This window comes from Candidatus Pelagibacter sp. HIMB1636, assembly GCF_052047675.1.
Taxonomy (GTDB): Bacteria; Pseudomonadota; Alphaproteobacteria; order Pelagibacterales; family Pelagibacteraceae; genus Pelagibacter.
Genome location: NZ_JBNAJP010000001.1, coordinates 338889 through 365212, shown reverse-complemented (window position 1 = coordinate 365212; position 26324 = coordinate 338889). Strand labels below are relative to the sequence as shown.

Sequence of the window (26324 nt, the reverse complement as noted above, 5' to 3'; positions counted from 1 at the left end):
AATGAAATCATCTGTCATTACTTTTCCTGGATCCAATTGTGATAGAGATATAGATGTTGCTCTAAAAAAGTTTGGATTCAAGAATAAAATGGTTTGGCATGATGATGCTGAACTTCCAAAAAGTGATTTAATTGTATTACCAGGAGGATTTTCATATGGTGACTATTTAAGATGTGGGAGCATGGCATCAAAGTCTAAAATTATGAAGTCAGTCATTAATTTCGCCAACTCTGGTGGTATGGTAATGGGAATTTGTAATGGATTTCAAATATTAGTTGAAACTGGACTAGTTCCCGGTGTGTTATTAAGAAATAAATATTTAGAATTTATTTGCAAAAATGTATTTGTAAAAATTAACAATAAAACAAATAATTATTTTAATAATATTAAAAATGATGTTTTGGAATTTCATATTGCTCACAATGAAGGAAATTATTTTTGTACAAAAGATCAATTAAAAGAAATTGAAGATAATGAACAAGTTGCAATAAATTATTGTGATGAAAATGGAAAAATAGAAGAACAATTCAATCCAAACGGTTCCATTAAAAATATTGCTGGTATTTTTAATAAAGAAAAAAATGTTTTAGGTATGATGCCTCATCCTGAAAGAATGATTGATAATTGCTTATCAGGAGAAGATGGTTCAATTTTTTTTAATAATTTAATTAATAATTTAAAATAATGGTAAACGAACAAGTGGCTATTGATCATGGTTTAAAAAAAGATGAATATGCTAAAATTTGTGAATTATTAAAAAGAACACCAAATATTACTGAACTCGGTATTTTTTCTGCGATGTGGAATGAGCATTGCTCATATAAATCTTCAAGACTTCATTTAAAAAAACTTCCAACAAAAGGAAAAAAAGTCATTCAAGGTCCCGGAGAAAACGCTGGTGTTATTGATATTGAAGATAATGATGCCATTGTTTTTAAAATTGAAAGCCATAACCACCCATCTTTTATTGAGCCCTATCAAGGTGCAGCAACTGGCGTTGGTGGGATTATGAGGGATGTATTTACAATGGGTGCTAGACCTATTGCAAATTTAAACTCTATTCATTTTGGTTCCCCTCAGCACAAAAAGACAAAAAATCTTTTAAGAGGTGTTGTTCATGGAATTGGAGGATATGGAAATTGTATGGGTGTTCCAACTGTTGCAGGGCAAACGAGTTTTGACAGTTCTTATAATGGAAATATCTTGGTTAATGCAATGACCTTGGGGTTGGTTAAAAAAGATAAGATTTTTTACTCAAAAGCAACTGGTTTAAACAAGCCAGTTATTTATGTTGGTTCAAAAACAGGTAGAGACGGAATTCATGGAGCCAGCATGGCTTCAGCAAGTTTTGATGAAAAAATAGAGGAAAAGAAACCCACTGTTCAAGTTGGAGACCCCTTTACTGAAAAACTTTTACTGGAAGCTTGTTTAGAATTAATGGCTGGTGACTCAATTATAGCTATACAAGATATGGGAGCTGCTGGATTAACATCATCAAGTATAGAAATGGCATCAAAAGGAAATCTTGGAATTGAAATAAATCTAAACAAAGTTCCTTGCAGAGAAACTAAGATGACACCTTATGAAATTATGCTCTCTGAAAGCCAAGAAAGAATGTTGATTGTTTTAGAAAATGGAAAAGAAAAACAAGCAAAAAAAATATTTGATAAATGGAATTTAGATTTCTCAGTAATTGGCAAAACTACTAATTCAAAAAAAATACAACTTTACTTTGACAATGAAAAGGTAGCGGACATCCCTGTGAATACATTAGTCGAAAATTCACCTATGTACGATCGTAAATGGAAAAAAGCAAAGCTACCTAAAAAGAATAAAATTAAAAAAGAAGATTTAAAAAATTTCAAAATTATAGATGTTCTGAAAAAAGTTTTATCAAACCCAAATATTTGTAGCAAAGATTGGATTTGGCAACAGTATGATCATACGGTTATGGGGGATACTATTCAAAAACCAGGTGGGGATGCTGGAGTTGTGAGAGTGCATGGAACAAATAAAGCCGTAGCTGCTTCAGTCGACAGTTCTGCTGTATATTGTTGGGCTCACCCCCTTACCGGTGGAAAACAAGTTGTTTGTGAAAGTTTTAGAAATTTAATTGCTGTTGGTGCAAAACCTATAGCTATTACTAATTGTTTAAATTTTGGAAGCCCTGAGAATGAAGAAAATATGGGTGAGTTTGTCGAATGTGTTCAAGGAATTGGTGAAGCAAGTGAATATTTAAAATTCCCAGTGGTTTCAGGAAATGTTTCTTTTTATAATCAAACTAAAGATGAAGGTATAAAGCCAACTCCCACTATTGGAGGTGTGGGTTTGATAAAGGATTATAATAAAATGATCACTATGGATTTTAAAGAGATTGATAATGTGGTTTTGGTTATTGGAAAAACAGAGGGACATTTAGATCAAACTTTATTTGCAAGAAATGTATTAGATGAAAAAAATGGTCCTCCTCCTGAAATAAATTTATTTAATGAAAAAAATAATGGAGAAACTTTATTGAAACTTATCGAAAGTAACCTAATCAAAAGTGCTCATGATGTTTCTTTAGGTGGAATTATTACAGCGGTAGCCAAAATGTGCATCAAAGGTAAAAAAGGAATAAATTTAAATAAACCAAAATATTTAATCAATGAATTGGAATATTTCTTTAGTGAAGATCAAGGGCGTTACATTATTGAGGTTAGTAAAAAAGATTTAAAAAAAGTCACAAATATATTGAATAAAAATGCTGTTCATTTTGACGAACTTGGTACAATCAGTGAAAATGAACTATATTTTGATGATAAGACAAAAGTTACAATTGACGAATTAACAAGTTCAAATACAAAGTGGCTTACAGACTATATGAGTAACTAATGGCAATGGATTTAAAAGAAATTGAGAGTTTAATTAAAGAAGCAATGCCTGATGCTATTGTGGAGATTCAAGATTTAGCAGGTGATGGAAATCATTATTCAGCGACTGTGACTTCTTCTCAGTTTTCAGGAAAAAGTAAAATTGAACAACATAAAATGGTATATAATTCTCTAAAAGGACGTATGGGAAATGAATTACATGCCCTAGCAATTAAAACAAAGGAGCAATAATGGACGATAATACAAAAAATATAATTCAAAATCATATAGACAACAATGATGTTTGTTTATTTATGAAAGGAACACCTGATGCTCCACAGTGTGGTTTTTCAATGGCTGTTTCAAATATATTAAAAATTCTTGAAGTAAATTTTAAAGGAGTAAATGTTTTAGAAGACCAAAACATCAGAGAAGGTATTAAAGTTTACAGTGATTGGCCAACAATTCCTCAATTGTATATTAAAAAAGAATTTGTTGGTGGATGTGATATCGTAAAAGAAATGTACGAAAACGGAGAACTTAAAAAAGTTCTCGAAGATAAAGGTATTAATTTTAAAAATTAAATTAAGAAATTATCTAGAGTAATATTCAATTACAAGATTAGGTTCCATTATTACTGGATAAGGAACTTCTTCAAATTTAGGAATTCTTACAAATTTTAATTTTTTATTTTTCTCATCCATTTGGATGTATTCAGGTGTTTCTCTTTCTTTATTTGCTAGAGCGATATCAATGATTGCTAATTGTTTAGATTTATCTCTAATTTCAATTGTATCCTCTTCTTTTACTAAATAGCTTCCAATGTTAACTTTCTTGTCATTTACTCTTACATGCCCATGGTTGATTAGTTGTCTAGCTGAGAAAATAGTTGTTGCGAATTTTGCTCTGTAAATCACTGCATCTAATCTTCTCTCTAAAAGACCAATTAAATTTTCTCCAGTGTCTCCTTTGAGCATAACTGCTTTTTTGTAAATATTTCTGAACTGTTTTTCATTAATATTTCCGTAGTAAGCTTTTAATTTTTGTTTAGCTTGTAACTGAATTCCGTAATCTGAAGGCTTAGATGTTTTTGTTTGACCATGCTGACCAGGTCCATATGCTCTAGTGTTAAAAGGACTTTTCGGTCTACCCCAAAGGTTAACTTTTAATCTTCTATCTACTTTATGTTTAGAGTTTAATCTTTTTGTCATTTAATAGTGGGCTTTATAAACTTACTCTTAATTTTGTCAATCAACGTTTTTTACCTAAACTCGCAAATACACCAGATAAAATGCGTGATTCTTTTGATGATAATTCCATTCGGTAAAAGATATTTCTTAGGTTTTCTAGCATTATTGGCTTCTTCTCTTTTGATTTGAAGAAATTAATCTCCTCCAGATTCTGGATACATAAATTTGCCATTGCAACTATCTCTTTTTTAGAGGCAGATTTTACCTTATTTGATTTATTAAAAGAGGACACTTTTGAATAAAGAATACTTGATACATATTGAGCAATAATTATCAAACTATGAGATAGGTTTAACGACTTAAAATCAGGATTTGTCGGAATTTGAAGTGTGTAATTTGCATAGCTAATTTCATTATTTGATAAACCTGATGCTTCTGATCCAAATAAGAAGGCGACTTTTTTTTTATAATTAATTTTTTTTAAATCTTCTAATTGAATGTGTTTTATATTTTTATTTCTAAATCTTGCAGATGTCGCAATAACAGTGTCTATATTCTTTAAAGAATTTTCTAAATTATCATAACTCTTTGCTGTGTTAATAATATTTTTAGAACCAACTGATGTTGCTAAAATTTTATCGTTTGGAAAAATTGGTTTTGGATCAATAACAATTAATTTTTTAAAATTAAAATTTTTCATTCCCCTGGCACAAGCTCCGATATTTTCTGAAAGCTGAGGTTTATGTAAAATAAAAGAGATATTATTAATGGACATTAATCAATGCCATGATTTCTGTTATAACTAGAAACAGCAGATGGTTTAATATCTGTTAAATACTTGGGATCTACTGACCAAATAGAAACTTTTAATGGATAACATTTTGCAACATCAGAGGAATGTTCAGATCCACAATCTCCTCCGGGACAAGCAGAAAGAGCTCCAAATATATCTGTTTCAGCAAAAAACTCTAAGTAATCCCCAGGTCTAACAGGGCTAGCTTTCATAAAATATTGTTTAGTATCATTAGTAAAACCAGTAAGCATAAATACATTTAATACATCATGAACTATTTTTTCAGCATGATCTAATTGAATATTTTTTTCTTTGACTAGTGCTCTTGTCAGATTTGAATGACAGCAATAGTGGTAATCATTATCACTTAAAAGTTTAGAAGTATAAGGATCACATCTAGTACCAATTACATCATGAACAGAACCACCGTCTTTATCATAATCATACCAATCCAAAGTATCCCAAGTTATTGTAGCCAAAGACCTTAGATATGGAAAACTACTAAACATTTTGTCTCCAACAGAAAGATGTGTTCCATATAAAGCTCTTGTTTTTCCTGAATAAAATTTTTCCTCTAGATTATTTAAATTAAATAAATTTAGATCTCCTACCTGTGGGCCATCTACACTTTCAATTCTGAAAAACTCCCCAAATTTAACCTCAAATGTTTTCGCGTCTCTTGGAGGTATGATTACTTCATCTTTTTTAACCAAATGCTCTCTTGCAGAATGTAAAATACTTAAATTTTTATCTTCGATAGTGGTATTTGGATAACAAACGATAGGCTTTGCCCCTATTCTACTATCGATATCTGTTGGTTTTTCTGAAAATTTTTTAATTTTCATTTTTATAAACTTCCAGGCGCTTTATCCTTAAATAATTTATAATCTAAACTATCCACTAAAGCCTTGAATGAAGCATCAATTATATTAGGTGATACTCCAATTGTGAACCAGTTCACTCCTTTTGCATCTGTGCTTTCAATACTAACTCTTGTAACTGCTTCTGTACCTGTATTCAAAATTCTAACTTTATAATCAACAAGCCTTAAATCTTTCAAATACTCTGAATATTTTGCAAGCTTATTAACGTTTTTTCTTATTGCGTTATCTAAGGCGTTCACAGGTCCATTTCCTTTTCCCTCACATAAAATTTTGTCTCCATCCACTTCTAATTGAGCTTTAGCATATGATATTATCTCTCCAGTTTTATCTTTCTTTACGGAAACATCGTATTCATTGATTGATATATATCTTGGTATTTCTCCCATTAGTCTTCTAGCTAATAATTCAAAAGAAGCGTCAGCACCATCGTAACTATAACCAATGAACTCTCTATCTTTTACTTCATCTAAAAGTTTTTTTATTTTTGGATCACTTTTCTGAACATTAATCCCAATTGAATTTAATCTAGACATTATATTTGATTGTCCTGATTGATCTGAAACTACGATATTTCTAGAATTTCCAACCTCTTCAGGATTAATGTGCTCATAAGTTTTTGGATCTTTTTGAACTGCAGATACATGCATTCCACCTTTATGTGAGAAAGCTGATGCACCAACATAAGGTAAATGTTTGTTGGGTTTTCTATTTAATATTTCATCTAGTAATCTTGAGCATTGAGTTAAATTTTTCAAATTTTCTCTCTTAATACTAAGTTCAAATTTATCGGAAAAATCTTTCTTTAAGAAAAATGAAGGTATTAATGACATCAAGTTTGCATTACCACATCTTTCACCTAATCCATTTATAGTACCTTGAACCTGTCTTGCGCCAGCTTGAACTGCTGCAAGACTATTAGCAACAGCGTTTTCAGTATCATTGTGAGCGTGTATTCCTAAATTTTTTCCCGGAATATATTTAGTTACTTCAGTTACAATTTTAGAAATTTCATGAGGTAGTGTTCCACCATTAGTATCACATAAAATAATCCATCTTGCTCCATTTTCATATGCAGCTTTTAAACAAGACAATGCGTACTCAGAATTAGATTTATATCCATCAAAAAAATGTTCAGCGTCAAACATAAATTCTTTACCTGATTTTACTATGTGCTTTGCACTTTCACTTATGTTCTTTAAATTTTGCTCGTTAGTAATTCCTAAGGCAACTTTCACTTGAAAATCCCATGATTTACCAAATAAACAAACAGATGAGCATTTTGAATTAATTAATGATGACAACATTGGATCGTTTTCAGCGCTATGCTCTGATTTTTTTGTCATCCCAAATGCAGTTAGTTTAGTTGATTTAAAATTATGATTTTTATTAAAAAATTCTGTATCTGTTGGATTAGCGCCGGGCCAACCTCCTTCAACATAATCTACTCCTAACAAATCAAGTGCAGATGCAATTTTTTCTTTATCATCAATAGAAAAATCGACACCTTGTGTCTGTGCACCATCACGTAATGTTGTATCAAAAATATATAGTTGTTCTTTATTCATTTAAATTTCCAAATCGTTTTACCATCTTTATCTTCTATTAAAACACCTTTGTCTGAGAGTTCATTTCTAATTTTATCAGCTTCTTCATAATTTTTTTTCTCTCTTGCTTTGTTTCTTTCGTCAATTCTCCTCAATATTTCTTCTTCAGAAATAGAGGCTTTACTTTTCTTGAAACTTAACCACTCCTCTTTGTTTTGATTTAATAAACCTACAAATCGACAAGCAGAAACAAATAAAGCTTTATCATTGTCATTACCTTTTAGTGCTTTTTCATATAATTTGTGTAAATTTGCTATGTAACCTGGTGTGTTTAAATCATCATATAGGGGTTGAAGAATTTCACTTGAGACATCTGTATTTTTTTTAATATCTACATAAAGATTGTACCATTTGTTAATTGTATTTTGACAATCTTCTAAAAGCTTTTCATTCCAATCCAGTGGTTGTTTGTAATGTGCGCTCATTAAAGCTAATCTTAAAATCTGGCCACTAATATTATTTCTAAAATCTTTTATTTTTAAAATGTTACCTTGAGACTTTGCCATCTTTTCATTGGACATAGTAATAAATGCATTGTGCAACCAATAATTAGCAAATACTTTTGTACCATTAGCGCATCTTGATTGTGCTATTTCATTTTCATGGTGGGGAAATATTAAATCTATACCGCCCCCATGAACATCAAACTCATCTCCTAAAAATTTTTTTGACATTGCTGAACATTCTAAATGCCATCCGGGTCTTCCTTTTCCCCATGGGGAATCCCAATAAGGTTCGTCACTTGCTGATGGTTTCCATAAAACAAAATCTTCTGAATTTTTTTTATTTTCACTTATTTCAATTCTTGATCCAGCAATTAGGTCTTCTAGTTTTTTGTTTGATAGTTGACCATAATCACTGAACTTTTTAACCTCAAAATAAACATGGTTGTTATTCTCATAAGCAAAACCTTTCTTGATTAATTCAGAAACCATTTTAATCATCAAATCAATATTTTCAGTTGCTTTGGGTTGATGAGTTGGTATTTCACAATTTAAATAATTACAATCTTCACCAAAACTTTCTGTAACTTTATTTGTTAACTCTGAAATTGAAATATTATTTTCTTTTGAAAATTTAATAATTTTATCATCTACATCTGTAATATTTCTAACATAAGTAACTTTTGAATATTTTTTCTTAAAAATTTTATAAAGGATATCAAAAACAACTATTGGTCTTGCATTTCCAATATGAGGATCATCATAAACTGTTGGTCCACAAACATACATTCTTATATTTTGTTCATCTATTGGAACAAATTTTTCTTTTCTGTTTGTAAGATTATTCGTTAAAAAAATATCATTACTCATAATTTTAGAAATATACTTAAATTATAGATTTGTGAATCTATTTGATTAATTTGGAATTTTGCATACTGGAATAGGCTCCATTTTATGCAAATTTTGTTTTCTAATGGTTTCGTATTTTGCTCTGTTGGATGATTTGGGATTATCCATAGCTTCCTCAAGTTCTTCATATTTTAACCCAAGCTGACCCTCATCTGTTCTACCATCATCCCATAATCCATCGGTAGGTGCAGCTTCAATTATTTCATTTAATATTCCAAGCTCTTTTCCAAGTTCCCATACTTGAGTTTTATTGCAATCCGCTATTGGTGAAATATCAACTCCACCGTCTCCATATTTTGTATAAAAACCAACACCAAAGTCTTCCACTTTGTTACCAGTTCCAACTACTATTCCTTTGTTGGCAGCAGCCACTTGGTAAAGAGTGGTCATTCTTAATCTTGCTCTAGAATTTGCCATTCCATGCTCGTTGTCAAATTTAGATAAACTTGAGCTAAATGCCAAAAACAATTCATCTAAATTAATTGTATGTGCTTCAACATTTTTAAAATTTTTTACTAGCCATTCCTGATGTTTTAAACTTAGATCGTGTTGATGTGATTTTTGTTTAATTGGCATCGACAAAACAATTGTTTTCAAACCCGTCATAGCACTTAAGGTGCTTGAAACAGATGAGTCAATGCCTCCGGATATTCCTATAACAAGAGACTGTGCCTTTAAAGGCATATTGTCTACATAATTCATAATCCAATCAGATATAAATTTCGCTTTTTCAGAAGTATTCATGATTAATTAATATAGATATAACATTATAATAAAAATTTAAAATATGACAAAAGTATCCATAATCATTCCTACTTTAAACGAAGAAGATAGTTTGAATATACTTTTAAATGAACTTTCAAAATTTAATGATAATATTTGTGAAATAATTGTTGTTGATGGACAATCAAATGACGAAACAATTGAAATTGCAAAAAAATATAATTGCAAAATTATAATTCAACAGATTAAGTTAGGTTATGGAGATGCAATAATAAAAGGAATTAATGAAGCAAATTCAGATTATAGTATAATTCTTGATGGAGATGGTTCAAAAAATCCAACCTATATTAAAAATCTTATAGAAAAAATTGTAAACTCAAACTCGGACTTTGTATTTGCTGAAAGATATGGACAGGGAGCTGGTAGCCTAGATGATACATTATTGACACATATTGGAAATAGAATTTTTACCTTAATTGGAAAAATATTTTTTGGAATAAAGATGAATGATATATTGCATACATTTTTCATATGCAAAAATGAAAAGTTTAAAAAAATAAATTTTACATTTAATGATTTTGGCTTTTGTGTTGAATTACCAATTAAAGTACATAAAGGTAAATTTAAATATAACTCAATACCTACAATAGAAAGAAAAAGAATAACTGGAGAAATAAAGGTTAGATCTTTTGTAGATGGTTATAAAATTTTGATTTCAATGATAAAATTATTTGCAAATATTAATAAAAATATCTGACCTCATTCTATCCCAAAAAAAATTTTTTTTATTAAGACTTGTTTGATTACAAATACTTTCATATTCCGTAATTAGCTTATGATTTTGAATTATTTCAAAAGAATTAACAAAATTGAAAATAATTATTAATGAAATTAATGTATTAAAAATTTTTTTATTTGAAATATTTATTATTCCAAAAAAAATATACATAATTGGTGCAATATAAATTGTATAATTTAGCTGAGGTCTTGTAGAAAAAATTGCAATTATAAAAAATAAAATAAATATATAGTTTATAAAAACTTTAATATTTTTTTTGTTAAAATCATTTAAAAAAATATATAAAAATAATAAGAATATAAATATTTCATTAAACCTATTTGAAACAATCTTAGCAGTGTAATAGTCAATATTTTTAATGGAAAGTATTAACAATTCTAAAATATCACTAAATTTATAAGTATAAGGATTTTCTGATGAAATAAACATATTTCCTGAACCTATAAAATTTAAAACCATTCCAATATTATTTGTATGAAAAGGTTTGAAAGCGATTAATAAAATAAAACCTAAACCTATACCTATTAAAAAATAAAATATAAAAATATTTATAAATTCTTCTTTGTTAAAATACCTTTCATTAATAATAGAAATAAAAAAAATAAGAAAAATTAATGCGAAAGGTATGATAATTAAATTCAAACCATGCATATATTTTTTGCACAAGAGTCCAATGCAGACTAAAAAGAATAAATTAAAATATATATGTATATATCTTAGCTCAAAATTATTTAATGATGATAATATCTTTTTTTTCTCATACATTAAAAATATAAATGGAAAAACAACTAAAACAAAAATCGATTGCCACTTACAAAATATACTCAACAACACAAAGAAACCAGAAAAAATTATATATTTTCTATTTAAAAAATTATTTTTAATTAACTTTAAAAAATATAACAAAGCTAAAAATATACACCCAGCTGACAACATTTCTGTCCTAATATGTCCAATAGAATTTAAGAAAGTTTGACTAAAAATAATTGATAAAATTAATAAATATCGAGTTAATCTCTCTACTTTGTTTAATTTAAGAATATTTGAAATTGAATAAACTATAGAAAATGAAATAAAAAAATTAAATAACCTTGAAAATATTACAACCTGTGTAAAATCTTTTTCTAAAATTTGGGAATTTTGAATATCATTGTACGATGAGAAAGAAACTAATGATAAACTTTTTAAAAATTCTAACCATATAGAAAGAAAATATATTAATGTATGTCCTGGGTGATCGTGATATTCAGCTTTTAATCCTGAGTTCAATAGTAAGCTGTTATGAATTATGGTTAAATCCTGATCACTTATCGATGACCAGTGCCGATAAAAATTTAATTGAAAAACTAAATAAAATAAAAAAATCCCAATTAAAATCTTAAGAAAATGTTTATAAAAAAATTTATTATTGGTCAAAAATATTTAGATTGCTTCTTTAAAATATTTTGAATTTTTTTTAATCTCATCTGAAATCATAAATGCTAATTCTAAAGCTTGATTAGCATTCAATCTCGGATCACAATGTGTATGATATCTTGAAGAAAGATCTTTTTCAGAAATTTCTTGCGAACCTCCAATACACTCTGTTACATCTTGACCTGTCATCTCAATATGTAGACCACCAGCATAACTTCCTTCACTATGGTGACAGGCAAAAACATTTTTTACTTCGTTCAATACACTATTAAATGGTCTAGTTTTGAAACCTGTTGCAGCTTTAATTGTATTTCCATGACATGGATCACAAGACCAAATTACATTCAATCCTTCTTTTTTAATTGATCTAATTAATTTTGGTAAAAATTTTGAAACATTATCTGCACCAAATCTTGAAATTAAAGTTATTTTACCTTTTTCATTTTTTGGATTAATTCGATTACATAAATTAATCAAATCATCTGGTTTTAGTGTTGGTCCACATTTTATACCTATGGGGTTTTCAATTCCTCTACAAAACTCTACATGTCCTCCATCAAGTTGTCTTGTTCTATCTCCTATCCAAACAAAATGAGCTGAAGTGTCATGGTTCTCTCCTGTTGTAGAATCTGTTCTAGTCATTGCCTCTTCAAAAGGTAATAGTAACGCTTCGTGTGATGTCCAAAAATTCACAGTGTATAATCTATTGTTAAAATCTGATGTAATTCCACACGCTCTCATAAATGCTATGGCATCTGCAATTTTATCCTCTAAATCTTTAAATTTTTTTGCTTCTGGACTTTTTTTAATGTAGCCTAAATTCCATAAATGAACTTTGTTCAAATCTGCAAAACCTCCTTTTGAAAATGCTCTTATAAGGTTAAGAGTTGACGCTGACTGAGAATAAGCTTTAAATAATCTTTTTGGGTCAGGAATTCTCGCTTTTTCGGTAAATTCCATTCCATTTATGTTATCACCTAAATAACTAGGAAGCTCCACACCATCTTTATTTTCAACTGGAGAACTTCTTGGTTTTGAAAATTGACCAGCAATTCTTCCAACTTTAACGACTGGTAATGAAGCTGAATAAGTTAAAACTAAAGACATTTGTAAAATTAATTTAAATGTGTCTCTTAAATTATCAGGGTTAAATTCAGCAAAACTTTCTGCACAATCTCCACCCTGAAGTAAAAATGCTTTTCCATCTACAACATCAGCTAATTGATCTTTTAGATGCCTAGTCTCTCCAGCAAATACTAAAGGAGGAAAAGTTCCAATTTTATCTAAAACTTTATTAAGTTCTTTTTTATCTGGATATTCCGGTATGTGTTTAACCGGATATTTTCTCCAACTATTTTTTTTCCAATTTTTCATATTCAACCTAGGGGTGTTTTAGCAGAGTTTAAACTTTATTCAACTGTGACGGATTTAGCTAAGTTTCTTGGCTTATCTATATCATAACCCATTTTCAAAGCTGAATAATAAGCAAGCTTTTGTAGTGGAATTGTTAAAAGGAATGGCAATAGATCATCATTGGTATTTTCAACTTCAATAGTTTCCCAAATATTCTCTGAAACAATTTCATCCTTGCTCTTGTTTGTAATTAAAAGTACTTTGGCACCTCTTGCTATAACTTCCTGCATGTTAGAAATTGTTTTTTTATAGTAATTGTCTCTTGGAGCTAAAACCACTACTGGCATTCCTTCCTCTATCAGCGCTAGTGGTCCATGTTTCATTTCTCCCGCAGGATAACCCTCAGCGTGAACGTAAGATAATTCTTTTAGTTTCAATGCTCCTTCCAAAGCTATTGGGAAAGAGAAACCTCTTCCAAGAAACATAGATCCTTTAGCTTCATTGAATGTTGAAGATATTGCTTGAATATCATTATCTATTAATAAAGTTTTTTCTATTAAGCTTGGTAAGTTTTTAAGATCTTTAATTTTTTCTTGATAATTTTTTTTATCTATTTGACCAGACAAAGATCCAATTTTTAAAGCTAAAATATATAAAACAAGTATTTGACCTAAGAATGCTTTTGTTGATGCAACTCCAATTTCGGGTCCACAGTGAATTGGTAAAACAAAATTTGAGTCTCTTGCTATAGAGCTTTCAATTACATTAACTACAGCACATGTCTTCATATTATTTTTGTTACAAAGATCTAAAGCTGCATAAGTATCCGCAGTCTCACCTGATTGGGAAACAAAAATATACAAACTGTCCTTTTTAAATCTATTTTTTCTATATCTAAACTCTGAAGCTATATCGATATTAACATCTAAAGACGTTAATTCTTCAAACCAATATTTAGCCATTAAACAAGAATGGTAAGCAGTGCCACAGCCAATTAAAGTAACTGATTTAATTTCGTTAATTTTCCAAGGAAAATTGAAAATATTTATCTCATTATTTGCGCTATCTAAATACTCTTTGATTCCTGTTTTAATTGTTACGGGCTGCTCTTCTATTTCTTTAGCCATAAAATGTTTAAAGTCACCTTTATCATAACTTGACTCATTAGATGATAATTCTAAAATTTTTTTGTTAATTTTCTTGCCCTCCTCATTATAAAAATGAACTTGATCTTTTTTAACAATACAGAATTCTCCATCATCAAGATAAGTAATTTTGTTTGTCATTGATTTTAAAGCGTAAGAATCTGACCCTAAGTAATTTTCATTAGGACCATAACCAACAGCTAATGGTGAGCCTCTCCTCGCCCCTACAATTAAATCTGGAATATCTTTAAAAATTATACCTAATGCAAAACTTCCATGAAGCTGTTTTAAGGTTTTGGTTATTGCATCTTCAAGTTCCATTGTTTTTAAATTTTCTGTAATTAAATGAACTATAACCTCGGTATCAGTCTGAGATTTAAACGTATGACCTTTGTTAATTAAATATTTTTTAAGAATTGTTGAATTCTCTATTATTCCATTATGGACAACTGATACGCTGTCTGATGAATGTGGGTGGGCATTAATACTATTTGGAACTCCATGAGTAGCCCATCTGACATGACCTATTCCTATATTTCCTTTTAAAGTTTTTAGATCAAAGTTTTGTTCTAAATTATCAACTCTTCCCTCAGATTTAACCTCATTTAACTGACCATCAAATAAAGTTGCAACTCCAGCAGAGTCATAACCTCTATATTCAAGTTTTTTTAGAGAATTTATAATATTAGCAGAAACAGACTTGTTACTGGATATTCCTATTATTCCGCACATAATTTATTTTGTCTTTCTTTTATAATTTTTAATTTCTACTTGTACAGATCTAGTTAGTGCTAAAGATTTTTTTTTAACATTTTTTGTTATTACAGATCCTGCACCAACAATACTTTCTTTGTCAATTTTTACAGGTGCTACTAGAGATGAATTTGATCCTATGAATACTTTATCTTTTATTACTGTCTTACTTTTTTTTATACCGTCATAATTACAAGTAATTGTTCCAGCACCAATATTTACCATCTTACCAATTTCGCTGTCTCCAACATAAGATAAATGATTAATTTTTGATTTGTTTCCAATAATTGATTTTTTTACCTCAACAAAATTACCTACTTTTGAACCTGCTTTAAGAATTGTATCGGGTCTAATTCTTGCATATGGACCTATCTCAACTTTATTTTCTACCTTACAAGATTCTAAATGCGAAAAAGATTTAATAACAACATTATTTCCTATTTTAACTTTCGAACCAATTACCACATATGGTTCGATTGTAACTCCTTTTCCAATTTTGGTGTCATTTGAAAAAAAAATAGTTTCAGGACCTATCATTTTAACACCAGCTTTTAAAAACTTATTTCGAAGTTTGTTTTGATTATTTTGCTGCTTTGTAAGTTTCATCTAGATTTTCTTTACATTAAGTATATATGTTAATTAATTCACAAATTATTTCTTTAAAATACTTTTGATATGAAACAAAAATTTACAGTATTATTTGATTTAGATGGAACTTTAATAGATACAGCGCCAGATTTAATAACAGCACACAACCATGTAATGAAAAAATTTGGTTATCCAACAAAAACATTAGGTGAATTAAAAAATGCAGTTGGTAAAGGTGCAAAAGCTATGATGGCAAAAGCTAACGGTCAATGGAAATGGTTTGATGAAAAAATTCAAAACGAAATGACTGATGAATTTTTGTCTTTCTATGGAAAGAATATTTATAACAAAAGCACTTTAATAAATGGAGTAAAAGAATTTTTAAATTGGTGCAAAAATGAAAAAATATCTATGGCAGTTTGTACTAATAAAACAGAACATCTTGCTGTTGATCTTTTAAAAAAAATAGGAATTTATGATTACTTTGAGTATGTGGCAGGATACAATACATTTGATTATTGTAAGCCTGATCCTAGACACTTAACTACAGTAATAGAAATTTTAGATGGAGACTTGAAAAAATCTATCATGATTGGAGATAGCGAAACTGATGCAAACTCAGCAAAAGCAGCAGATATTCCAATGATACTATTAAAATATGGATATACAGAAAAAAGGTCTGATGAAATCTACCATAATCACTTAATAAAAGATTTTGTTGGCATTGAAAAAATCATATCTGAATATCTTTAATATTGATTAATTTATTTTAGCTATTAAAACAAAATTACTTATAAGGAGTTATTTTGTTACTACATACAGTTAAAGTTTTTCCGTCTAAAATTCATTTACCTAAGAAAAAACAACTTGCCTGGAAAATTGCAGAAATTGCAAGTGATAATGCCAAATTAAATAAAGAAGCAGTTGAAATGGTGATCAATAGAATTATTGATAATGCATCAGTTGCTATTGCTTCTTTGAATAGAAAACCCGTTATTTCATCAAGAGAGATGGCTTTGAAGCATTCTAGAAAAAATGGAGCAACTCTTTTTGGTGTTAATTCAAAATTAAAATTTGATTGCGAGTGGGCAGCTTGGTCAAACGGAACTGCTGTAAGAGAACTTGATTTTCATGATACTTTTTTAGCTGCAGATTACAGTCATCCAGGTGATAATATTCCACCACTTTTAAGCGTAGCTCAACAAAATAAAAAAAGTGGTTTAGATCTATTAAGAGGAATTATTACTGCTTATGAAGTTCAGGTGAATTTAGTTAAAGGTATTTGTTTACATAAGCATAAAGTAGATCACATTGCTCACTTAGGTCCAAGTGTTGCTGCAGGATTAGGATCGATGTTAAAATTAAATACTGAAACAATTTATCAAGCAGTTCAGCAAGCACTACACACAACTATTTCTACAAGACAATCAAGAAAAGGAGAGATATCTAGTTGGAAAGCATATGCACCTGCACATGCGGGTAAACTTGCAATAGAGGCTGTTGATAGAGTTATGAGAGGTGAAGGTGCTCCAAGTCCAATCTATGAAGGTGAAGACAGTGTAATTGCAAGGATACTTGATGGAAAAAAAGCAAAATATAAAGTTCCATTACCTAAAAAAGGAGAAAGTAAAAAAGCTATATTAGAAACTTATACAAAAGAATATTCTGCAGAGTATCAATCTCAGGCTTTGATAGATCTTGCAAAGAAATTAAAAACTAAAATACCAAATTTAAATCAAATCAAAAAAATAGATATTCATACTAGTCATCATACACATTATGTAATTGGGACAGGTGCAAATGATCCACAAAAAATGGATCCAAATGCAAGTAGAGAAACATTGGATCACTCTATAATGTATATTTTTGCAGTCGCTCTAGAAGATGGTGATTGGCATCATGTAAAATCTTATACAAAATCAAGAGCTAACAGAAAAAGTACTATTAAGATATGGAATTCAATAACAACCTATGAAGATAAAAAATGGACAAAAAAATATCATGATCCAGATCCAAAAAAGAAATCTTTTGGAGCAAAAGTTGTTGTTACATTGAACAGTGGGAAAAAAGTAACTGAAGAACTTGATCGAGCTGATGCTCATCCATATGGAGCAAGACCATTTAAAAGAGAGAATTATATAAATAAATTTTTAACTTTAACAGATGGCATTTTAGATAAAAAAGAGAGTGCTCGTTTTTTAAGAAATGTTCAAAACCTAAAAAACTTAAAAGATGGTCAATTAGATAAACTTAATATTGAGATTAAAAAAAGTAAGTTAAAAAGAAATTTGAAAAAAGGAATTTTTTAATGCACTTTGTTGAAAAAGAACCAAGCCAAAAAAGAATAGATTTCGACCAAAAACTTAAATCAAATAAAATTCTGAGGGTTCCTGGAGCTTACAATCCTCTAACAGCTAAATTGATTGAGGAAATTGGTTATGATGCTGTTTACGTGTCAGGAGGTGTTATGGCTAATGATCTTGGTTTTCCTGATATTGGTTTAACAACACTTCAAGATGTGAGTACCAGATCTTATTTAATATCTAGGGTAACAAATCTTCCAACAATTGTTGATATAGATACAGGATTTAAATCTTGTAAAGAAACTATAGAGACTTTCGAGGAGTTTGGATTAACTGGTGTTCATTTGGAAGATCAAATTGAAAGAAAAAGATGCGGGCATCTAGATAATAAAGAACTTGTTTCAACAGAGGCCATGGTTTCAAAAATAAAAGAATGTGTAGCTACAAAAAAAGATCAAAATTTCAAAATCATAGCACGCTCAGATGCAAAAAGTGTTGAGGGAATTGATAAAATGATTGACAGATGCAAAGCTTATATTGATGCTGGAGCTGAAATTATATTTCCTGAAGCTTTACATGATGAAAAAGATTTTGAAAAAGTAAGAAAAGAACTTTCATGTTATTTGTTAGCTAACATGACAGAATTTGGTAAATCCAAGTTATTAAACTATAAGGAGTTAGAAAACCTTGGCTATAATATTGTTATATATCCAGTAACTACACAAAGACTAGCAATGAAAAATGTTGAAGATGGATTAAGAGACATTTATGCAAATGGACATCAAAATAATATAATAGATAAGATGCAGACAAGAAAAAGATTGTATGAATTGGTGGAATACGAAAAATACAATTCTTTAGATGAAAAAATTTATAATTTTAGTACAGAAGGACATGAATAATGAGTGATGATATTAAAAAAGGTTTACTTGGAATTGTTGTAGATGAAACTGAAGTTTCAAAAGTTATGCCGGAGATTAACTCTCTGACATATAGAGGTTATGCTGCTCAAGATTTATGTGAATATTGCAGATTTGAGGAAGTTGCTTATTTAATTTTAAATAAAGATCTACCTAACACTATTCAATTAAGACAATTTGAAAAAGAGGAGAGAAATAATAGAGAGCTTACAAAAAATTTATATGAAATTATAAAACACATGCCAAAAAAATCCCATCCGATGGATGTTGCAAGAACTGCTGTTAGTGTAATGGGATTAGAAGACAAAGAAACCTCTAACTCTACTCCAGAGTCTAATATGCGAAAAGCATTAAGAATTTTTGCTAAAACACCAACGGCTCTTGCTGCCTTTTACAGAATTAGAAGTGGTAAAAAAATAATTAAGCCTAAAAAGAATTTAACTTTTGCGGAAAATTTTTTCTATATGTGTTTTGGAAAAGTGCCTCAAAAAGAAATTGTTAAAGCATTTGATGTTTCTCTAATATTATACGCTGAACACAGCTTCAATGTTTCAACTTTTACTGCTAGAACAATTACAAGTAGTTTATCTGATATTCATGGAGCAATTACAGGTGCAATTGCCAGCTTAAAAGGTCCATTACATGGTGGTGCGAATGAAGAAGTAATGCACATGATGAACAAAATTAAAAAACCAGAAAACGCGTTAAAATGGATTAACAATGCTCTTAAAAATAAAGAAGTAGTTATGGGATTTGGTCATAGAGTTTATAAATCAGGAGACTCTAGGGTTCCAACTATGAGAAATTATTTTGGCAAAGTTGCTAAACTTAAAAAAGATAAAAAGTTTGAAAAAATTTACGATATTGTTGAAAAAGTTATGATCAAAAAGAAAAATATCCACCCCAACGTGGATTACCCTACTGGTCCAATGTATCATTTAATGGGATTTGATACTGATTTTTTCACACCTATTTTTGTTATTTCTAGAATTACAGGCTGGTCAGCTCATATTATGGAACAACACGCTGCCAACAAACTTATTCGACCACTTGCTAAATATAAGGGTAGCAAGCACAGAAAAGTGATGGAATTAAATTATAGATAGGATTAATTTTTCTGAATTTTTGCAAATCTACCATTGCATATTATTGAGCATTTCAATTGTTTTTCAGTTACAAAATCATCAATCGCTTTTTTTACACCAGGTGCTTGATTAAGATCGTAATCATCACATAAAACTATTCCATTATTATTAATTACTTCATAACAACAATTAAGATCATTTAAAACAGTGTTATATTCGTGACCACCATCTAAAAAGACATAATCAATTTTAGACATATCTATTTTTTGAAGAATTTTGTGAGAGTTACCTTTTATCAAATGAATATTGTCTTTAAATTTTTTTAGTAATTCCTCAACAGCTTCTAAGCTATATGGGTTTTGTCTTTTTATGTATTTAAAATAAAATCTCTTTATAGGATTTGAAGAAAAAGTGGTGTTTGGGATTACCTCATTTTTGTTTTCATCACTTTCTTCAAAAAGATCTAAACCAACGTATTTAAAATTTTTTCCATGAATTTTGGATAATAGTTCACAAACATTCCGAGCAGTAACTCCGTGAAAAACCCCAATTTCCAAAAAGGCTCTAGGTTTATACTTTGAAACTTCTTCTAAAAAGAAAGAACCAACACCTTTTTGTTTTAAGCTGGTTTTACGGTAATATTTTTTATATTCCAAAAGATTAACTAAATGCTTCTGCCCAAGTTCCTTGGGTTGATGCTTTAGAATACTCTGTAGCTCTTCCTTCAAAGAAGTTCATATGTTCTACAGCATTTAACATTGTATCTAACCAAGTTAATGGATTTTTATCAATGTCATAGATCGCTTCTAATCCTAATTGATCTAATCTTCTATTTGCAATAAATCGAATATATTTTTTAATATCATCTGCAGTCAAACCTTCCATTGGACCCATTTGAAAAGCCAAATCAATAAAAGCATCTTCATGCTCAACAATTGTTCTGCAAGCTTCATAAATTTCTTTTTTCAATTGAGGTGTCCATGTTTCAGGATTTTCTTTAATGAAATCTTTAAATAATCTGATCATCGAATTGCAATGCAATGTTTCGTCTCTCACCGACCAAGTAACAATCTGACCCATTCCTTTCATCTTGTTATGTCTTGGAAAGTTTAACAAAATTGCAAAACTTGCAAACAACTGAAGACCTTCTGTGAAAGCACTAAATACAGCAATTGTTTTTGCAATATCATGATTTGATTTAACATCAAAACCTTGCATGTAATCGTATTTATCTTTCATTTCTTTGTATTTCATGAATGCTGAATACTCAGACTCTGGCATACCAATTGTATCTAACAAATGTGAGTAAGCAGCAATGTGAACAGTTTCCATTGAAGCAAAAGATGACATCATCATTAATACTTCAGTTGGTTTAAATACATTCATGTAATGTCTTATATAACAGTTGCTAACTTCGACATCTGCTTGCGTAAAAAATCTAAAAATTTGTGTTAATAGATTTTTTTCTGAAGTTGAAAGATTTTTTTGCCAATCCCTTACATCATCTCCAAGTGGAACCTCTTCCGGTAACCAGTGAATTCTTTGTTGAGTTAACCATGCATCATAGCACCATGGATATCTAAAAGGTTTGTAAACTGGATTTGCAACAAGCAATCCATTATTGTTTTTTTGTGGTTGAATAATTTCTGACTTAACTTTTTCTGCTACTGACATGATAAACACTCCTCGTACTCTGGTTCACTATTTTCTGTTGATTTATTTTTATATACATTAGCCATGATGTCTGTTGACTTAGAGTCGTTAACATTCTCAGCTCTTTGAATTGATTTTGATCTACAATAGTAAAGGCTCTTTAAACCTTTCTTCCACGCATCAAAATGAATTTTATGTAATTCTTTTTTATGAACATCTGCAGGTAAAAATAAGTTAACTGATTGAGCTTGTGAAATAAAAGGAGTTCTGTCTCCGCTCAATTCAATTATCCAGCTTTGATTAAGTTCAAATGCAGTTTTAAATACATCTTTTTCTAAATCAGTTAAAAAATCTAAATGGTTAACTGAGCCTTGGTTTGTAGTAATACTAGACCAAGTTTCCTCATCATTTTTACCATGACTTTCAAGAATTTCTTCAAGATATCTGTTTCTCACATTAAACGAACCAGATAAAGTTTTGTGAGTATAGCTGTTTGCTGCAATGGGCTCTACTCCTGGAGAAGCTCCTCCACAAATAATAGAAATTGATGCTGTTGGTGCAATTGCAGTTTTGTTGGAAAATCTTTCTTGATAACCATACTCTGCAGCATCAGGACACGCTCCTCTTTCTTCAGCTAAATCTTTAGAAGCTTGATTAACTTTTTCATGAATGTTTTTAAATATTTTTTTATTCCATGATTTTGCCATTACAGACTCAAGTGGAATTCTATTTTTCTGTAAGAAAGAATGGAAGCCCATCACACCCAAACCAACACTTCTCTCTCTTTCAGCAGAGTATTTAGCATCTTTAAATTGTTCAGGAGCTTTGTTAATGAAATCAGATAACACATTATCCAAAAATCTCATTACATCACTAATCATATCTGGATCATCTTTCCATTCTTCATATTTTTCTAAATTTAAAGATGATAAACAGCACACCGCTGTTCTATCTCTACCGTCTTTATCAATTCCTGTGGGAAGAGTTATCTCACTGCATAAGTTAGAAGTTTTAACAGTAAGATTTGCTAACTTATGATGTTGAGGAATTTGTCGGTTAACTGTATCTATATAAATTATATAAGGCTCACCAGTTTCAATTCTAGCAGTCAATAATCTTATCCATAAATTTCTTGCAGAAATGGTTTGTTGCACAGTTCCGTCTGCTGGACTTTTTAATGCCCACTGTTCATCCGTTTCAACTGCTCTCATGAAAGCATCTGAAACTAAAACACCATGATGTAAATTTAATGCTTTTCTATTTGGATCTCCACCAGTTGGTCTTCTCATTTCAATAAACTCTTCTATTTCAGGATGATCGATAGGAAGATAACAAGCAGCAGAACCTCTTCTCAATGAACCTTGGCTAATTGCCATTGTTAAAGAGTCCATTACCTTAATAAAAGGAATTATTCCTGAAGTTTTTCCAACTCTGCCAATTTTTTCTCCAATAGATCTTAGGTTACCCCAGTAGCTTCCAATTCCTCCACCCTTCGCAGCAAGCCAAACATTCTCACTCCAAAGATCTAAAATTCCACCTAAGCTATCAGATGCTTCATTTAAAAAACATGAAATAGGTAAACCTCTTTTAGTTCCACCGTTTGATAAAACTGGTGTTGCTGGCATAAACCAAAGATTGCTTATGTAATTATAAATTCTTTGTGCATGTAGATTGTCATCAGCATAAGTGCTTGCTACTCTTGCAAATAAATCTTGATAAGATTCGTTTAAACCAAGATATCTATCTTTTAAAGTTGCTTTACCAAAATCTGTAAGTTTCGAATCTTTAGAACGATCAATTTTGATTATTATACCTTTGTCGTTTTGAAATAATTCTGTTTCATTATTTAAAGAAAATAAATCAGGCTTATTTGCTTTTGAAACTTCTTTAACTTCTGGGCTATATTCAGAGACAGCTTTCTTGAGGGCTTGAGATAGAATCTTGTTCATATTTATTATTATATTATTTTAGTTTTGCGAAAACAACTATATGTTGTAGGCGCTTTGATTAAGTATACTAAATAAACGTTTAATCAATGGAACATTTATAGAACGCGACAATATGATTATCAATAAAAAAATAAAATTTTTTTAAAGAAATTAACATAAAAAGAGTAAGTAGTGGATAAATGAGTGAAAATTTAAAAATAGATCCTTATGGTTTTAGAGAATATGACGCCCGTTGGTTGTATGAGAAAGACATAAACTCAGCAGGAATAGAGAATCTCGGCAAAGGACTTGGAACACAAATAAAAAATCACACCAAAAAAGATCATCCTAGAATTATTGTTGGACATGATTATCGATCTTACAGTGAGGAGATAAAAACCTCACTTAAAAGAGGATTAAAGTCAACAGGATGTCATATAGAAGATATTGGTTTGTCATTATCTCCAATGGTTTATTTTGCACAATTTAATTTAGATGCAGATGCAGTTGCTATAATTACAGCAAGTCATAATGAAAATGGTTGGACTGGTGTAAAAATGGGTATCAAAAAAGGATTAACTCATGCACCTGAAGAGATGAAAGAATTAAAAGAAATTACTTTAAATGAAAAGTTTTCAAAGGGTGATGGAAACGAAAAAGAAATAAAAGATTTCGATAAAATTTATAAAAATAACCTCATTAATAAAAACAAAATAAATAAAAAAATTAAAGCTGTTGTTGCTTGTGGTAATGGAACTGCAGGTATTTTTGCACCAGATATCTTAAGGGGTATTGGGTGTGAAGTGATCGAGTTAGATTGTAACCTAGATTGGAATTTTCCAAAATACAATCCTAATCCAGAAGATTTAGAAATGCTTTATGAAATTGCTAAAGTGGTAAAAGAAAATAATGCTGATATAGGTTTTGGCTTTGATGGTGATGGAGATCGAGTTGGTGTTATTGATAATGAAGGTAACGAAATATTCTCTGATAAAATTGGTTTACTAATAGCAAGAAACCTATCTACTAAACACAAAAATTCTAAATTTGTTGTAGATGTAAAATCAACAGGTTTATACTCAAAAGACAAAATTTTATTAGAAAACAATTGTGAAACAATTTATTGGAAAACAGGTCATTCCCATATTAAACGTAAAGTTAACACTGAAAAGGCATTAGCAGGCTTTGAAAAAAGTGGACATTTCTTTTTCAATCAGCCTTTGGGATATGGTTATGATGACGGAATAAATTCAGCCATTCAAGTCTGTCATTTATTAGATAATGAAAATAAAAAAATGAGTGAAATAATTAATGAATTACCAAATACTTTTCAAACACCAACGATGGCGCCATTTTGTAAAGATGAAGAAAAATATCAAGTAGTTGAAGAATTAGTTAAAAAAGTAGAACAATTAAAAAATAATAAAACTAAAATTGATGATCAGGTAATAACCGAAGTTCTTACAGTTAATGGTGTAAGATTTTCTTTTGAAGATGGATCTTGGGGATTAATAAGAGCATCATCTAATAAACCTTCATTGGTAATTGTAACTGAAAGCCCGACCTCAGATAATAGAAAGAAGAAAATTTTTGATTTTATTGACGATTTACTTCAAAAAACGGGGAAAATAGGCGAATACGATCAAAAAATTTAGTGCTTAATAAAGTTAATTTTCAACTAATAAGTGTTCATAAAACTGTAAAGAATCATTTAAAAATTAGATGAGGTGATGGAGGGAGACTGAAGTCACCTCTTTTTATTTTAGAGCTTTTCTTAATTTATTGACTATTACTTTTAGAGCTGTTTTTGGGTAATTTTTTCCCTTAACAACCCATACAGATAATGGCCAGGAACTATCTTTTTTACTTCTAGCAATAATATGTATATGCAACTGAGGAACAATATTTCCAATTTTTTCTACATTGAGCTTCGAAGTTTTAAATAATTTTTTCATTACTTTACTTGCATAAACAATTTCCTTCATTAGCAGAGTTTGATCTTTAGAATTAAGATCGCTTATGTCGGTAATCTTATTTCTTTTGGGAATTAGAATTATCCATGGAAATTTAGAATTATCGTTTAACCTAATAGTGCATAATTTAAGATCAATAAGATGATGTGAAGTCTTTAAAAATTTCCTATTTAACTTAAACGACATGCTTATAATTTAATATATTCGTAGAAAAACTTAACTGCTACGAATAGTAAGAAAATAGCAAGTAATTTACTAATTTTATTTTTATCTATTCTGTGAGCCGTTCTTGCACCTATTCTTGCCATAAAAGTTGTAATCGGAATGAAGATTAAAAAAGCTGGTACATTTAAAAATCCAATACTAAATGGTAAATTTGTTTTTAAATAACTACCTGAAATAAAAAAACCTGTAGCACCAAATAGTGCAATTAAAAAACCAATCGCTGCAGCACTTCCAATTGCTTTATTAATTGAATAACCGAAAAATTTAAGGATTGGCACATTCATAACAGCACCACCTATACCTGTTATAGCTGAAATAAATCCAACAATCGCACCAAGTATTATTTTTAAATACAATTTCATTTCAGATATTACATTTTGCTCCTTTTCTTTAATCGTAAGTAAATAAATTCCTAAAAAAAAGATTACGATTGCAAAAAAAAGTACTAATGATTTTGTTTTGAAAGTTGCAGCAAATATTGTTCCCAAAACAACTCCTGCAACTACAAAAAAACCATAGCTTTTAACTACATTAAAATCGACTGAATTAAATTTATGATGGGTTAAAACTGAGACTATTGATGTTGGAATTATTATTGCAAAAGAAGTTCCTACCGCTAAGTGCATTATATAAGCTTGATCAATTCCAAGTTTGCCAAATATGTAATAAAGAAACGGGACAGTTATTAAACCGCCACCAATACCAAAAAGGCCAGCTACAAATCCAACTGGAATTGCAGTCAAAACCATTAATAAAACTATATAGATATATTCATTTGCTAAGAT

Annotated in this window: 25 protein-coding genes; 10 read left to right on the top strand and 15 right to left on the bottom strand. The window is 29.7% G+C overall.

Translation table 11 applies throughout. The features are described 5' to 3' along the window. The first annotated feature begins 1 nt into the window (after position 1). From purQ to grxD, 4 genes are read left to right on the top strand one after another with little or no spacing between them, the layout of a single operon-like run. The gene (purQ, locus tag ACTTA6_RS01810) at positions 2-685 is read left to right on the top strand and encodes a phosphoribosylformylglycinamidine synthase I (RefSeq protein WP_440614272.1); all 684 of its coding nucleotides are present in this window, start codon (positions 2-4) and stop codon (positions 683-685) included. Continuing rightward, positions 682-2874, top strand: a complete 2193-nt coding sequence (gene purL / locus ACTTA6_RS01805) for a phosphoribosylformylglycinamidine synthase subunit PurL (RefSeq protein ID WP_440614680.1) — start codon at positions 682-684, stop codon at positions 2872-2874. Before purQ ends, purL begins: the two co-directional genes overlap by 4 nt. After that, a complete protein-coding gene (locus ACTTA6_RS01800) occupies positions 2874-3104 on the top strand; it encodes a BolA/IbaG family iron-sulfur metabolism protein (protein WP_440614271.1) in 231 nt (76 codons plus the stop codon). Before purL ends, ACTTA6_RS01800 begins: the two co-directional genes overlap by 1 nt. Continuing rightward, positions 3104-3436 carry a Grx4 family monothiol glutaredoxin gene (grxD, locus tag ACTTA6_RS01795; protein ID WP_440614270.1) on the top strand — a complete coding sequence of 111 codons (333 nt, stop codon included), beginning with the start codon at positions 3104-3106 and terminating at the stop codon, positions 3434-3436. The genes ACTTA6_RS01800 and grxD overlap by 1 nt, the downstream gene beginning before the upstream one ends. 9 nt (positions 3437-3445) lie before the next feature. Here grxD and rpsD read toward each other — a convergent pair whose 3' ends face one another. From rpsD to nadE, 6 genes are read right to left on the bottom strand one after another with little or no spacing between them, the layout of a single operon-like run. Then, entirely contained in the window at positions 3446-4063 is a 618-nt protein-coding gene (gene rpsD, locus ACTTA6_RS01790) for a 30S ribosomal protein S4 (RefSeq protein WP_440614269.1), read from the bottom strand. A gap of 40 nt (positions 4064-4103) precedes the next feature. Beyond that, positions 4104-4817: an RNA methyltransferase gene (locus ACTTA6_RS01785; RefSeq protein ID WP_440614268.1), complete on the bottom strand. Its 714-nt coding sequence runs from the start codon at positions 4815-4817 to the stop codon at positions 4104-4106. Further along, the gene (locus ACTTA6_RS01780) at positions 4817-5680 is read right to left on the bottom strand and encodes an urea carboxylase-associated family protein (protein ID WP_440614267.1); all 864 of its coding nucleotides are present in this window, start codon (positions 5678-5680) and stop codon (positions 4817-4819) included. The genes ACTTA6_RS01785 and ACTTA6_RS01780 overlap by 1 nt, the downstream gene beginning before the upstream one ends. 2 nt (positions 5681-5682) lie before the next feature. After that, a complete protein-coding gene (gene cimA / locus ACTTA6_RS01775) occupies positions 5683-7284 on the bottom strand; it encodes a citramalate synthase (protein WP_440614266.1) in 1602 nt (533 codons plus the stop codon). Further along, positions 7281-8636, bottom strand: a complete 1356-nt coding sequence (gene cysS, locus ACTTA6_RS01770; protein WP_440614265.1) for a cysteine--tRNA ligase — start codon at positions 8634-8636, stop codon at positions 7281-7283. The genes cimA and cysS overlap by 4 nt, the downstream gene beginning before the upstream one ends. Before the next feature lie 45 nt (positions 8637-8681). Further along, positions 8682-9419 carry an NAD(+) synthase gene (gene nadE / locus ACTTA6_RS01765; protein WP_440614264.1) on the bottom strand — a complete coding sequence of 246 codons (738 nt, stop codon included), beginning with the start codon at positions 9417-9419 and terminating at the stop codon, positions 8682-8684. Positions 9420-9462: 43 nt separating this feature from the next. Here nadE and ACTTA6_RS01760 point away from each other — a divergent pair, with 43 nt between their 5' ends. Further along, complete coding sequence (locus ACTTA6_RS01760) at positions 9463-10155, top strand: glycosyltransferase family 2 protein (protein WP_440614263.1); 693 nt, start codon at positions 9463-9465, stop codon at positions 10153-10155. Here ACTTA6_RS01760 and ACTTA6_RS01755 read toward each other — a convergent pair. From ACTTA6_RS01755 to ACTTA6_RS01740, 4 genes are all read right to left on the bottom strand, one after another. Further along, positions 10126-11466, bottom strand: a complete 1341-nt coding sequence (locus ACTTA6_RS01755) for a hypothetical protein (RefSeq protein ID WP_440614262.1) — start codon at positions 11464-11466, stop codon at positions 10126-10128. The genes ACTTA6_RS01760 and ACTTA6_RS01755 overlap by 30 nt on opposite strands. A gap of 153 nt (positions 11467-11619) precedes the next feature. Further along, positions 11620-12987, bottom strand: coding sequence for a class II 3-deoxy-7-phosphoheptulonate synthase (locus ACTTA6_RS01750; protein WP_440614261.1), 1368 nt, complete (start codon positions 12985-12987; stop codon positions 11620-11622). Positions 12988-13022: 35 nt separating this feature from the next. Then, complete coding sequence (gene glmS / locus ACTTA6_RS01745) at positions 13023-14843, bottom strand: glutamine--fructose-6-phosphate transaminase (isomerizing) (RefSeq protein ID WP_440614260.1); 1821 nt, start codon at positions 14841-14843, stop codon at positions 13023-13025. A 3-nt stretch (positions 14844-14846) separates the two neighbouring features. Further along, complete coding sequence (locus tag ACTTA6_RS01740) at positions 14847-15470, bottom strand: DapH/DapD/GlmU-related protein (protein ID WP_440614259.1); 624 nt, start codon at positions 15468-15470, stop codon at positions 14847-14849. A gap of 69 nt (positions 15471-15539) precedes the next feature. Here ACTTA6_RS01740 and ACTTA6_RS01735 point away from each other — a divergent pair, with 69 nt between their 5' ends. From ACTTA6_RS01735 to ACTTA6_RS01720, 4 genes are read left to right on the top strand one after another with little or no spacing between them, the layout of a single operon-like run. After that, positions 15540-16205, top strand: coding sequence for an HAD family hydrolase (locus ACTTA6_RS01735; RefSeq protein ID WP_440614258.1), 666 nt, complete (start codon positions 15540-15542; stop codon positions 16203-16205). A gap of 53 nt (positions 16206-16258) precedes the next feature. Beyond that, the gene (locus tag ACTTA6_RS01730; protein WP_440614257.1) at positions 16259-17761 is read left to right on the top strand and encodes an MmgE/PrpD family protein; all 1503 of its coding nucleotides are present in this window, start codon (positions 16259-16261) and stop codon (positions 17759-17761) included. Further along, entirely contained in the window at positions 17761-18657 is an 897-nt protein-coding gene (gene prpB, locus ACTTA6_RS01725; protein WP_440614256.1) for a methylisocitrate lyase, read from the top strand. The genes ACTTA6_RS01730 and prpB overlap by 1 nt, the downstream gene beginning before the upstream one ends. Continuing rightward, positions 18657-19781: a bifunctional 2-methylcitrate synthase/citrate synthase gene (locus ACTTA6_RS01720; protein ID WP_440614255.1), complete on the top strand. Its 1125-nt coding sequence runs from the start codon at positions 18657-18659 to the stop codon at positions 19779-19781. Before prpB ends, ACTTA6_RS01720 begins: the two co-directional genes overlap by 1 nt. Before the next feature lie 2 nt (positions 19782-19783). On the opposite strand, the gene ACTTA6_RS01715 is transcribed toward ACTTA6_RS01720, so the two are convergent. From ACTTA6_RS01715 to ACTTA6_RS01705, 3 genes are read right to left on the bottom strand one after another with little or no spacing between them, the layout of a single operon-like run. Continuing rightward, positions 19784-20416 carry a class I SAM-dependent methyltransferase gene (locus ACTTA6_RS01715; protein ID WP_440614254.1) on the bottom strand — a complete coding sequence of 211 codons (633 nt, stop codon included), beginning with the start codon at positions 20414-20416 and terminating at the stop codon, positions 19784-19786. Between the two features lie 4 nt (positions 20417-20420). Beyond that, positions 20421-21434, bottom strand: coding sequence for a ribonucleotide-diphosphate reductase subunit beta (locus tag ACTTA6_RS01710; protein ID WP_440614253.1), 1014 nt, complete (start codon positions 21432-21434; stop codon positions 20421-20423). Continuing rightward, entirely contained in the window at positions 21425-23362 is a 1938-nt protein-coding gene (locus ACTTA6_RS01705) for a ribonucleoside-diphosphate reductase subunit alpha (RefSeq protein WP_440614252.1), read from the bottom strand. The genes ACTTA6_RS01710 and ACTTA6_RS01705 overlap by 10 nt, the downstream gene beginning before the upstream one ends. A gap of 179 nt (positions 23363-23541) precedes the next feature. On the opposite strand from ACTTA6_RS01705, the gene ACTTA6_RS01700 reads away from it, so the two are divergent. After that, on the top strand, positions 23542-24996 hold the full coding sequence (locus ACTTA6_RS01700; RefSeq protein ID WP_440614251.1) for a phosphomannomutase/phosphoglucomutase: 1455 nt from the start codon (positions 23542-23544) through the stop codon (positions 24994-24996). 102 nt (positions 24997-25098) lie between these two features. Here ACTTA6_RS01700 and ACTTA6_RS01695 read toward each other — a convergent pair whose 3' ends face one another. Both ACTTA6_RS01695 and ACTTA6_RS01690 read right to left on the bottom strand, forming a co-directional pair. Next, positions 25099-25500, bottom strand: a complete 402-nt coding sequence (locus ACTTA6_RS01695) for an HIT domain-containing protein (protein WP_440614250.1) — start codon at positions 25498-25500, stop codon at positions 25099-25101. 2 nt (positions 25501-25502) lie between these two features. After that, a complete protein-coding gene (locus ACTTA6_RS01690) occupies positions 25503-26288 on the bottom strand; it encodes a sulfite exporter TauE/SafE family protein (protein WP_440614249.1) in 786 nt (261 codons plus the stop codon). Between the last annotated feature and the right edge of the window lie 36 nt (positions 26289-26324).

Coding starts and splice junctions, on each gene's coding strand:
- ACTTA6_RS01690 (WP_440614249.1), bottom strand. CDS start 26,288: ATGGTTTTGACTGCAATTCCAGTTGGATTTGTAGCTGGCCTTTTTGGT.
- glmS (WP_440614260.1), bottom strand. CDS start 14,843: ATGTGCGGAATAATAGGAATATCCAGTAACAAGTCTGTTTCTGCTAAT.
- nadE (WP_440614264.1), bottom strand. CDS start 9,419: ATGAATACTTCTGAAAAAGCGAAATTTATATCTGATTGGATTATGAAT.
- ACTTA6_RS01740 (WP_440614259.1), bottom strand. CDS start 15,470: ATGAAACTTACAAAGCAGCAAAATAATCAAAACAAACTTCGAAATAAG.
- ACTTA6_RS01780 (WP_440614267.1), bottom strand. CDS start 5,680: ATGAAAATTAAAAAATTTTCAGAAAAACCAACAGATATCGATAGTAGA.
- ACTTA6_RS01720 (WP_440614255.1), top strand. CDS start 18,657: ATGAGTGATGATATTAAAAAAGGTTTACTTGGAATTGTTGTAGATGAA.
- cimA (WP_440614266.1), bottom strand. CDS start 7,284: ATGAATAAAGAACAACTATATATTTTTGATACAACATTACGTGATGGT.
- cysS (WP_440614265.1), bottom strand. CDS start 8,636: ATGAGTAATGATATTTTTTTAACGAATAATCTTACAAACAGAAAAGAA.
- purQ (WP_440614272.1), top strand. CDS start 2: ATGAAATCATCTGTCATTACTTTTCCTGGATCCAATTGTGATAGAGAT.
- rpsD (WP_440614269.1), bottom strand. CDS start 4,063: ATGACAAAAAGATTAAACTCTAAACATAAAGTAGATAGAAGATTAAAA.
- ACTTA6_RS01695 (WP_440614250.1), bottom strand. CDS start 25,500: ATGTCGTTTAAGTTAAATAGGAAATTTTTAAAGACTTCACATCATCTT.
- ACTTA6_RS01735 (WP_440614258.1), top strand. CDS start 15,540: ATGAAACAAAAATTTACAGTATTATTTGATTTAGATGGAACTTTAATA.
- ACTTA6_RS01710 (WP_440614253.1), bottom strand. CDS start 21,434: ATGTCAGTAGCAGAAAAAGTTAAGTCAGAAATTATTCAACCACAAAAA.
- ACTTA6_RS01760 (WP_440614263.1), top strand. CDS start 9,463: ATGACAAAAGTATCCATAATCATTCCTACTTTAAACGAAGAAGATAGT.
- grxD (WP_440614270.1), top strand. CDS start 3,104: ATGGACGATAATACAAAAAATATAATTCAAAATCATATAGACAACAAT.
- prpB (WP_440614256.1), top strand. CDS start 17,761: ATGCACTTTGTTGAAAAAGAACCAAGCCAAAAAAGAATAGATTTCGAC.
- ACTTA6_RS01785 (WP_440614268.1), bottom strand. CDS start 4,817: ATGTCCATTAATAATATCTCTTTTATTTTACATAAACCTCAGCTTTCA.
- ACTTA6_RS01800 (WP_440614271.1), top strand. CDS start 2,874: ATGGCAATGGATTTAAAAGAAATTGAGAGTTTAATTAAAGAAGCAATG.
- ACTTA6_RS01705 (WP_440614252.1), bottom strand. CDS start 23,362: ATGAACAAGATTCTATCTCAAGCCCTCAAGAAAGCTGTCTCTGAATAT.
- ACTTA6_RS01750 (WP_440614261.1), bottom strand. CDS start 12,987: ATGAAAAATTGGAAAAAAAATAGTTGGAGAAAATATCCGGTTAAACAC.
- ACTTA6_RS01700 (WP_440614251.1), top strand. CDS start 23,542: ATGAGTGAAAATTTAAAAATAGATCCTTATGGTTTTAGAGAATATGAC.